General features: G+C 58.3%; 9 protein-coding genes. 8 read left to right on the forward strand and 1 reads right to left on the reverse strand.

The features are described 5' to 3' along the window. The coding region (locus AC4GMC_RS15390) for an FAD-dependent monooxygenase (RefSeq protein ID WP_488082254.1) at positions 1–737 on the reverse strand (737 nt) is incomplete at its 3' end. Between the two features lie 85 nt (positions 738–822). On the opposite strand from AC4GMC_RS15390, the gene AC4GMC_RS15395 reads away from it, so the two are divergent. The 8 genes from AC4GMC_RS15395 (at position 823) to msrQ (ending at position 10,073) form a co-directional block, all read left to right on the forward strand. Further along, positions 823–2,148, forward strand: coding sequence for an amidase (locus AC4GMC_RS15395; protein WP_487878588.1), 1,326 nt, complete (start codon positions 823–825; stop codon positions 2,146–2,148). An 88-nt stretch (positions 2,149–2,236) separates the two neighbouring features. Then, on the forward strand, positions 2,237–3,418 hold the full coding sequence (locus AC4GMC_RS15400; protein WP_487878587.1) for an aminotransferase class I/II-fold pyridoxal phosphate-dependent enzyme: 1,182 nt from the start codon (positions 2,237–2,239) through the stop codon (positions 3,416–3,418). 19 nt (positions 3,419–3,437) lie between these two features. Next, a complete protein-coding gene (locus AC4GMC_RS15405) occupies positions 3,438–6,269 on the forward strand; it encodes a DNA translocase FtsK (RefSeq protein WP_487877879.1) in 2,832 nt (943 codons plus the stop codon). Between the two features lie 96 nt (positions 6,270–6,365). Then, complete coding sequence (locus AC4GMC_RS15410; RefSeq protein WP_487877880.1) at positions 6,366–7,055, forward strand: DUF6639 family protein; 690 nt, start codon at positions 6,366–6,368, stop codon at positions 7,053–7,055. An 86-nt stretch (positions 7,056–7,141) separates the two neighbouring features. Continuing rightward, positions 7,142–7,738, forward strand: a complete 597-nt coding sequence (locus AC4GMC_RS15415; RefSeq protein ID WP_487877881.1) for a LolA family protein — start codon at positions 7,142–7,144, stop codon at positions 7,736–7,738. Between the two features lie 48 nt (positions 7,739–7,786). Continuing rightward, positions 7,787–8,389: a DsbA family protein gene (locus tag AC4GMC_RS15420; RefSeq protein WP_487877882.1), complete on the forward strand. Its 603-nt coding sequence runs from the start codon at positions 7,787–7,789 to the stop codon at positions 8,387–8,389. A gap of 128 nt (positions 8,390–8,517) precedes the next feature. Then, entirely contained in the window at positions 8,518–9,426 is a 909-nt protein-coding gene (msrP, locus tag AC4GMC_RS15425) for a protein-methionine-sulfoxide reductase catalytic subunit MsrP (protein WP_487877883.1), read from the forward strand. Then, positions 9,423–10,073, forward strand: a complete 651-nt coding sequence (gene msrQ, locus AC4GMC_RS15430; RefSeq protein WP_487877884.1) for a protein-methionine-sulfoxide reductase heme-binding subunit MsrQ — start codon at positions 9,423–9,425, stop codon at positions 10,071–10,073. Before msrP ends, msrQ begins: the two co-directional genes overlap by 4 nt. The last annotated feature ends 157 nt before the right edge of the window (positions 10,074–10,230 follow it).

A 10,230-nucleotide genomic window follows, 5' to 3' on the forward strand; every position in this document is an offset into this window, starting at 1 on the left:
CGCAGGATATCGAGGTATTCGTCCTCGGGCAGGGCGTTGATTTGGGCGGCGGCATCGGTGCGTTCGGACCACACGATAGAGGACCGATTGCCCGGCAGGGGCAAAATCGCGAGCGGACCGGCCGGCATAAAGAATTGATGCGCGATGCCGTTGTGGGGCTTCTCGTGTTCAATGGCGCAGACCAGCGCGGTCTGGTCGTAGTTCCAACCGACACGCTTGATGCCTGCGCGTTCTGCCGTGCCCGATGCGCGCCCGTCGCAGCCAACGATTAGCCGCGCAGTGAGCGTCGTGTCGTTGTCCAGCGTGACGGAACCCGCGGTTTGGGTAACCACTGTGCGGCCATACATGCAGGTGATCCGGTCATCGGCGTCGATCGCGTCCAACAGGGCTGCGCGCAGCACGCGGTCTTCTGCCATATAGCCCATTGGGCCTTCCTCGATCTCGGCGTGATCGAAGTGCAGGAAATATGGTGCTGGGCCTTCGCCCGCGCGGCCATCGGTTGCTTTGATCTCTAGCATTGGCTGGCAGGCGTTTTTGATCCCGTCCCAGATGCCCAAGGCGCTCAGCAATTTGGTCGAGGCCAGTGCCAGCGCGTAGGAGCGGCCGTCAAACGTTTTGGCAAAGCTGGCACGGGGCATAGCGTCAATGACGGCCACGCGAAATCCGCTTGCAGCCAGTGCAAGGGCAAGGGTCGGGCCGTTGAGCCCGCCGCCCACGATGATGATATCTTGATCCATAGGGGAAATATGCGCGGGAAGGCGGGATTGTCCAATGCGCAGCCGACGGTTAGCGTGGCCTGCGACCATTTGCGGGAGGGGTGCAATGCAAGATTGGCTAAGGATGACGGCGGCAGATTTGGGCCGTGGCATAGCGCGTGGCGAGATTGACGCCGAAGCCCTGTGTGAGACCTATCTGGCCGCAATCGCCGACCACCCAGATGCGGATCGCATTTATGCGCGTACCACGGCTGAGCGCGCGCGCGCCGAAGCGGCCGCTGCGGCCAAGCGCGCCCGATTGGGCCTGCGCTTAGGGCCGCTGGATGGTGTGCCCGTTAGCTGGAAGGACCTGTTTGATACCGCGGGTGTTGCGACTGAGGCAGGCAGCAAGCTGCTAGAAGGGCGGATGCCGACCCAAGATGCTGCTGTTCTTAGCGCCGCGAGCCACGCTGGTACGGTGTGTTTGGGCAAAACACACATGTCTGAGCTGGCGTTTTCTGGGCTTGGCCTTAATCCGACGGTCGCCACGCCACCGGGTTTGCATGATCGCGGGTCCGTGCCGGGGGGGTCTAGTTCCGGCGCGGCGACTTCTGTCAGTTTTGGGTTGGCGCCGATTGCAATCGGCTCTGATACGGGGGGATCGGTCCGTATTCCTGCGGCATGGAATGATTTGGTTGGGCTAAAGACCACCGTGGGGCGGCTGTCATGCGCGGGTACCGTGCCGCTTGTCGCGAGTTTTGACACCGTCGGTCCATTGGCGCGGTCGGTTGAAGATGCGGCCTTGATGCTTGCGGCGCTTGAAGGTGGGCGCGCGGCGGACCTGCGTGGTGCTACGCTAAAAGGCACGCGGTTCTTGGTGCTGGATACCTATACAGAGGATGCGCGCGACGCGCCTCGTGCTGCGTTTAATGATGCGGTGGCCAAGATTGCGGATGCAGGCGCCAGTGTCGCCCACGGGACACTGCCTATGGTGGATGAGGCGATGGCCCTGGCCGCAGTCCTTTTCACGCCCGAGGCCTATGGGACATGGGGTGATACCATTGAGGCCGCCCCAGACAAGATGTTCGATCGTATCCTTGAACGTTTCCGTTCTGGCAAAGATTTCAGCGGCCCTGATGTGTGGAAGGCGTGGAACACCCTGAACCGGTGCCGCGTAGAATATACGGGGGCCACAGCGCAATATGATGCTGTTCTCTTGCCTACGGCGCCAATCTTGCCCCCCGATGCGGCCCGTTTGATGGCCGATCAGGATTACTACGTTACCGAAAACCTGTTGGCGTTACGTAATACAAGAGTCGGAAATCTGATGGGGCTGTGCGGGTTGAGCCTGCCTACTGGCACGCCTGCCTGTGGTTTGATGGCGTTGGCAGCCCCGATGGCAGAGGCGCGACTGTTGCGGATCGGTGCCGCTCTGGAGGCTGTGCTGGCCTAGAACGCGGCATTTCTCTGGACCCATCGGGGTGCGGCGGTTATCTTGTACCAAATGGGGCCGTTAGAGCACCCGAATTGAGGCCAGTCGTATGCATCCACCCAAGCGGTTTTCCGAGCTGCCTGAGTACGCGTTTCCGCGTCTCCGGACCCTATTGGGCGATCTGCCTGCCGGGCATCCGAACCCAATCCAGATGACTATCGGTGATCCGGGCCATGCTGCGCCGGGGTTCATCACTGAGGAAATCAGCAAGCATGCCGCGCGGTTCGCGAACTATCCACCAAATGACGGTGCGCCTGAACTGCTGGACGCGATTGGCGGCTGGTTGACGCGTCGGTTTGGGTTTTCGACAGTGCCGGAGCAAATCCTCGCTCTGAATGGAACGCGTGAGGGGCTATACAACACCTGCATGGCGCTCTGCCCCGAGGAAAAGAATGGCCAACGGCCTGTGGTCCTGACGCCGAACCCGTTCTATCAGGTCTATGCCGTTGCCGCACTGAGTGTGGGGGCGGAGCCTGTCTATGTGAACGCCACCGCTGAGAGCGGGCATTTGCCCGATTTCGCAGCGCTTGACGGCGATCTGCTGGACCGGACGGCGGTCGCCTACATCTGTTCACCCGCGAACCCACAGGGCGCTGTGGCTGACAAAGCCTATTGGCGGCAACTTTTGGCGCTGGCGGAAAAGCACGATTTTATCGTTTTGGCCGATGAATGCTATTCTGAGATCTACCTCGATGCTCCGCCTACGGGCATCCTAGAGGTCGTGGCAGAGGATGGGATCAACCCCAACCGCGTGGTTGCGTTCCATTCGTTGTCCAAGAGGTCCAACCTTGCCGGGTTGCGTTCAGGGTTTGCGGTGTCGGGCGTAGAGACGATTGCCCGGATGCGCCTGTTGCGTGCCTATGCTGGTGCGCCCCTTCCGTTCCCGCTGCAAATGGCGGCGGCGCGTGCATGGTCGGATGAGGACCATGTCATTGAGAACCGTGCGCTTTATGCGGCCAAGTTTGACGCCGCGACCGAGGTCTTGGGTAATGTCCCCGGTGTGCATATCCCTGAGGCCGGCTTTTTCCTGTGGCTGCCCGTAGACGACGGAGAGGCCGCAACCTTGAAGCTGTGGCAAGAGGCGGGCGTTAAGGTTTTGCCTGGCGCATATTTGGCGCGTGACACCGCAGACGGAAACCCCGGTGAGAAATTTATAAGGGTGGCTCTTGTGGCCCCCCTTGATCAAGTTCGCGATGGCCTGACCCGCCTGCGCGATTGTCTGTATTCCTAAGAAGAATAAGAGCACATTCATGGCCTATCCTACCCGCACACGAGACCCGCTTTTGGACAGTGGCACCCAAGCTGCGCTGAGCCGACGTTCCCGCGAAGGTGTGGGCGTCGCATTGTTGGGCGTGACGGTGTGTCTGGTTCTTATGCTGTTTTCATATGTGCCGGATGATCCAAATTGGCTGGCGGCCACTGAGGCCGAGCCACGCAATTGGCTGGGCCGGTTTGGGGCATCTGTAGCGGCGCCTTTGATCCTTGTGCTTGGGGTGGCGTCATGGGGCATCGCGCTGTGCACAGGCGTTTGGGGTGTGCGGTTTTTGCTGCACATCGGTTCGGATCGTGCGTTCAGCCGGTCAATTTTTGTGGCGCCTTGGGTCGCGCTGGCGGCGATTTTTGCCTCAACACATGCGCCGGGTGTAGCTTGGGATCAAAGCTTTGGTCTGGGCGGCTTGTTTGGTGATACGGTTCTGGCCGCGATGCTGGGCATTTTGCCAATTTCGGCGATGGTGGGGCTAAAGCTTCTGTCGTTTGCGCTGTTCCTTGGGCTGGTTGCGCTGGGCAGTTTTGTTCTGGGCTGCGATCGTGCCGAACTGCAAAGGCTGTGGACGTTTTTGCTGATGGGGCTGGGCACCAGCGCGGTTGGTGCCAAGGCTATGGGGCTGCACATTGGCCGCGGGTCTGCGCGGTTTGTCGAAATGGTCCGCGCGCGCCGTGATGCGCGGCGCGGTCAGCTGGGTGAGGCCGCTGGGCAGGCGCGCACCGCGACACCGCCGATGGCTGCGGCTGCGAAAACACCTCTGCTCAAGAGGATGCCCATCATCGGTGCACGCTTGCCCGAACCCGAGCTGATCGACCCAGACCTCATGTCTGGCGATGATATCGATGCGCCAACTGAAGACCGAGTGAAGGCCCGCATCGCCTCTGCTATCGAAGGACGTGTGCAGCGGGGTCAGCCTGTGGCACCGCCCACGGCTGAAGCGGACGCAGGTTATGCGCACGTCATTCCGGATGAGCCGCCACTGTCCGCGCCCACCGGCATCACGGAGCCCGCGGCACGTGCGGAGCCCATGCTGACACGCGACGAGCCACAGACCACATCGTTTTATACGGGCTTTGATACGGATGAAGATGGCCTCGTGGAATATGATGCAGGCGACTATGCCGCCGACATGTCGGTTCCTGAAATGCGACCTACGTCGACATCGATCATGCCCGGGGTGCAGCCCGGCGCGGTGATCAACCGTAAGGTTGTGCAGCACCCGCCGAAGAAACCTGTTGCCCCTTCGCGGCAAGCGATGGCCGAAGCGCAGCCAAGCCTCGCGCTGGAACCAACCGCGCAGGTCATCGGCTATGAGCCACCGCCTCTATCGCTTTTGACCAGCCCCGACACGATTGAGCGCGCAGTCCTCAGCGATGAAGCGCTAGAAGAAAACGCCCGCATGCTGGAAACGGTTTTGGATGATTACGGCGTTAAGGGCGAGATCGTCAGTGTTCGCCCCGGTCCCGTCGTTACCATGTATGAACTAGAGCCGGCCCCGGGTCTTAAGGCGTCTCGTGTGATCGGCTTGGCCGACGATATCGCACGGTCTATGTCGGCCCTATCGGCGCGTGTGTCCACTGTGCCCGGCCGTTCGGTCATCGGGATCGAGTTGCCCAATGAAACCCGTGAAAAGGTCGTCCTGCGGGAAATCATGTCCGGCAAGGACTTTGGCGATACGGGCATGAAGCTGCCCCTCGCGCTTGGCAAAGACATCGGCGGCGCGCCGATTGTGGCCAACCTCGCCAAAATGCCTCACCTGCTGATCGCGGGGACCACGGGATCGGGTAAATCGGTGGCGATCAACACAATGATCCTGTCGCTTTTGTACCGGCTTCCACCCGAAGACTGCCGGATGATTATGATTGACCCGAAAATGCTGGAACTCAGCGTTTATGACGGCATTCCTCACCTGCTTAGCCCTGTTGTGACAGACCCCAAAAAGGCGGTCGTCGCCTTGAAGTGGGTCGTGGGGGAAATGGAAGAACGCTACCGCAAGATGTCCAAAATGGGCGTGCGGAACATTGAAGGCTATAACTCGCGTGTGGCTGACACGCTTGCTAAGGGTGAGATGTTCTCGCGCACGGTTCAGACCGGATTTGACGATGAAACCGGCGATCCCGTGTTTGAGACCGAAGAGATCACCCCCGAAAAGCTGCCCTTTATCGTCGTTATCGTCGATGAGATGGCGGATTTGATGATGGTTGCTGGCAAAGAGATCGAAGCTTGTATCCAGCGGCTTGCGCAGATGGCGCGTGCGTCGGGTATCCACCTGATCATGGCCACGCAGCGTCCGTCGGTTGACGTGATCACCGGCACGATCAAGGCCAACTTCCCTACTCGGATCTCGTTCCACGTGACGTCCAAGATCGACAGTCGCACCATTCTGGGTGAACAGGGCGCCGAGCAGCTTCTGGGTATGGGCGATATGCTGTACATGGCGGGCGGATCGAAAATCACCCGTGTGCACGGACCGTTCTGTTCGGATGAAGAGGTTGAGGAAATCGTCAATCACCTCAAATCCTTTGGTCCGCCGGACTACGCTGCGAGCGTGCTTGATGGTCCCGATGATGAAAAATCGTCGGATATTGATGCGGTGCTGGGGCTGGGCGGAAACACCGATGGTGAAGACGCGCTGTATGATCAGGCCGTGGCGATTGTGGCCAAGGATCGCAAATGCTCAACCTCTTATATTCAGCGAAAGCTTGCGATTGGTTACAATAAAGCCGCGCGTTTGGTGGAGCAGATGGAAGACAACGGCATCGTGACCCCTGCTAACCATGTGGGCAAACGCGACATCCTCCTGCCGGAGCAATAACCACACCCCGCCGCGCCCGGAATTGACAAAGATCAGCTCGGGCGGGCGGTGAACTGTCAGTCTGTCTTTGCATCATAATGCAGAGGTGGTGATTTGATGGGGCAAAGAACACTGGTGGCGTTGCTGTTGGGCACGATGACTTTTTCGCTGCCAACAAGGTCGCCGGCCGAGACTGTTGTTTGTGCCGAAAGCATGGTTTCGGTGACCGCCCCACACGCCAGTCGGGCGCAATCGGTGTGCGCCACGGCCTCGGCAACGCTGCCCAAGTTGGCGCAATGCGATTTAAGGCTATCGCTCCCGATTTCGATCACGGTTTTGAACGACTTGCCGGGCGTGAGCGATACTTGCTTTGGGTACTATGTCTGCGACGGCCATCAGATTTTTGTTAGATCACCTCAGGGAATCTCTGAAATCACGGAACTTAGCTTGTTGTATGAGGATATGGCGCCCGAAGTCGTGTTCGACAGCATCGTGGTGCATGAGGTATCCCATGCCGCCTTTGAGCAGACGGCCTGCGAGGATGCGCTGTGTTTGGCCAACCACGAATATGTCGCCTACGTTATGCAGATGTGGTCCTTTGCGCCGGTTGTGCGACAGAAAATCATCAAGCAATTTGGCCAAGATGAGCCTGTGGAGCCAATCCGGTTGAACGATTTGATCGCAGTTATCGCGCCGGAAAAGTTTGCGGCTCTTTCGTGGCAACATTTCAATCAGCCGGGAAATGGGTGCGAGTTCGTCAAAAAGCTCGTGAGCGGAAGAGCCAGCCTTGAGATACTTTGGCAATAGCAGTGAGGGCGATTTCCCGCGCGGATGTGATGAGCTGTGTGCAAACGCCCCTTGGCGATGGGGCCGCAGTTGTTATGTGTTGGGGTATGAAACACTTTTTCCTCGCGCCGGTCCTTTGGCTGGCTCTCGCGCTTCCGTCCTTTGGTGAAGAAATTTCGCTTGAGGCGATCAATGAGTATTTGAACAGCTTCACGACGGCGCGGGCAGGTTTCACGCAGGTGAATGGCGATGGGTCTGTTTCGACGGGTACATTGCTGATGCGCCGTCCGGGACGCGCCCGGTTCGATTATGATGATAGTGACGCGCTGGTGATTGCTGGGGGCGGGCAGGTGGCGATTTTTGATCCCGTGTCCAACACACCCCCTGAGCAATATCCGCTGCGGCGTACGCCCCTGACCCATATCCTTGCCCGGACCGTGGATTTATCTGCATCGGGTCAATTGGCGAGTTATGATTACAACGGGACTGCAACTTCGGTCGTGTTGCAAGATCCCGACCAGCCCGAGCTGGGCAATATTCGCCTCGTGTTTACCCCGAACCCCGTAGCGTTGCGGGAATGGATCATCACCAATGAAAGCGGCGGCCAGACCACGGTGATGTTTGATACGCTGGAAACCGGTGTACAGATCGGCGCGCGGGAATTCAGCATTGTGCAGGAAAGCCAAGCACGCGGCTTGAACTAGACCGCAATCCGCCCAAAACTGGCCCTGCATAATGTAGGGGGCCAGACTGTGCCGCGCACGATCGAACTTTGGTACGAATTTGCCAGCACCTATTCCTATCCTGCGGCGATGCGGGCGCACAGTTCTGCTGCGGCGCGCGGTGTGCATATAGTCTGGCGACCGTTTCTATTGGGCGTGATCTTTCGGGATATGGGTTGGACGACATCGCCGTTTAACGAACACCCCGCGAAGGGCGCTTATATGTGGCGTGACATGGAGCGTATCTGCGCCAAACAAGGCTTGGGTTTTGTCCGACCTGACCCGTTTCCGCAAAATGGCTTGAATGCCGCGCGTGTAGCGATGGCTTTGCCGGACGACGCGCGGGGCGCGTTTAGTCGTGCGGTCTATCTAGGGCAGTTCGCGCAGGGGCGCGATATCTCAGACCAACAGTTCTTGATGGATACGTTGGCTCAGGGCGGCCATGATGCGCCCGCTGTGTGGGGTGCCGCAATGGATGATGTGAACAAGACCGCGTTGCGGGATCAAACTGCGCAGGCACAAAAGCTGGGTATTTTTGGTGCCCCGACATGGCGGACCCCCGATGGGGAGCTGTTTTGGGGCAATGATCGCCTAGAGGATGCATTGGATTGGATTGACGCCGCCTATCCCTAAAACGCCCGCCCGTGTGTCCCAGCTCGGATCACGGATAATTACGTTCACGTGATCTGACGGGTTTGTCCCTGTGCGGGTGCCCAAATCAGTGCAATGTCATCCAAAGACACGAACCCGAGGAGCCCGTGATGTTTAAGCCTTTTAAGCCCGACCTGACTGCGGCGGATGTGACGCCGCAATCCATGTGGTTGAACCGGCGTCAATTGCTTGCGGGTGGGGCAGCAGCCTTAGCGACCGGTAGCATCGCACGACCCACACGTGCTGAGACGCTAGCGCCCAACACGTTAGAGGAAATTACGAGCTACAATAACTTCTATGAGTTCGGCACCGGTAAGTCGGACCCGGTGAAGTATGCCCATATGCTCACTACTAACCCGTGGGAGGTCAAGATTGACGGGATGGTCGACAACCCTGGCACCTACCCGTTGCAAGAGTTGATTGGTGATTTGGATGTAGAGGAACGTATCTATCGCTTCCGCTGTGTTGAAGCCTGGTCGATGGTGATCCCGTGGAACGGGTTTGAACTTAACAAGGTGCTGGAAAAGGTGGGCGTGCAGGCTGGTGCCAAATATGTGGCGTTCGAAACACTGGTCCGGCCCGAAGAGATGCCCGGCCAGCGCGGCTTTCGTAGCAATATCGAATGGCCCTATCGGGAGGGACTGCGCCTAGATGAGGCGATGCACCCCCTGACTATTATGGCGACCGGTATTTATGGGGAGCCGATTGCCAATCAGAACGGCGCGCCCATCCGTTTGGTTGTCCCGTGGAAGTACGGGTTCAAGTCGATCAAATCCATTGTGCGGATAACGCTGGTGGACCGTGAGCCGCCGACGACATGGAATATGCTGCAATCGAGTGAGTACGGCTTTTATTCAAATGTGAACCCACAAGTGGACCACCCTCGGTGGAGCCAAGCGTCAGAGCGGGTCATCGGCGGCGGCCTGTTCCAGCAGCGCAAAGATACGCTGATGTTCAATGGGTATGAGGAGCAGGTTGCTTCGCTGTATGATGGCATGGACCTGCGGGAGTTCTTTTGAACCGGGTTCAAGCCATAGGTCACCGCATAAGCGGGGGGGGGCGTAAGGTTCCGGTCTGGCCGGTTTATCTATTGGGTTTGCTGCCGCCTGTTTGGCTATTGTACCAAGGGATCACAGGTGGTCTTGGCGTTGATCCCGTAAAAGTCATGGAGCACCAACTGGGCATATGGGCGTTACAGCTTTTGCTAGCTGGATTGTGCATTACGCCTCTTATGCGGTTTGCTCGGCTCAACCTGCTCAAGTTCCGTCGCGCGGTCGGGGTGTTGGCTTTCCTCTATATACTACTCCATTTGGTTGTATGGCTGGTTCTAGATATTCAGCTCCGCTGGGGAGAGATCTGGGCCGATATTGTAAAGCGGCCGTATATTACTGTGGGGATGGCTGCCTTTGTTCTGGCGATCCCATTGGCGGCGACATCGTGGAATGGTGCTGTTCGTAGGTTGGGGGCCACTGCATGGGGTAGGCTTCATCAATTGACTTATGTGATCGTTCTGTTGGGAGCGGTGCATTTCGTCATGCAAGAGAAGGTATGGACGATTGAGTCACTGCTGTACCTAGGGGTGGGCATTGGGCTTGTTGGTTTGCGGCTGCCAAAGCTGGTTGGACGTATGCGAGCACGTAGCGACCAAAACCTGACACTCGGCTGAGATACGGGCGACTCGGAACGACTCATTTTTGTCAGTTGATTTGCGCGAGTCGGGGTTTCGTAGTGCCTTGGGCCTCTTAAACCACCAGATATAGGGACCGCTCTGTGGATAAGTGACGTGAGCGTTACATTAAGTATGAATTGAGTCGTGATGTGTT

The organism is Thalassobacter sp. (assembly GCF_982993085.1).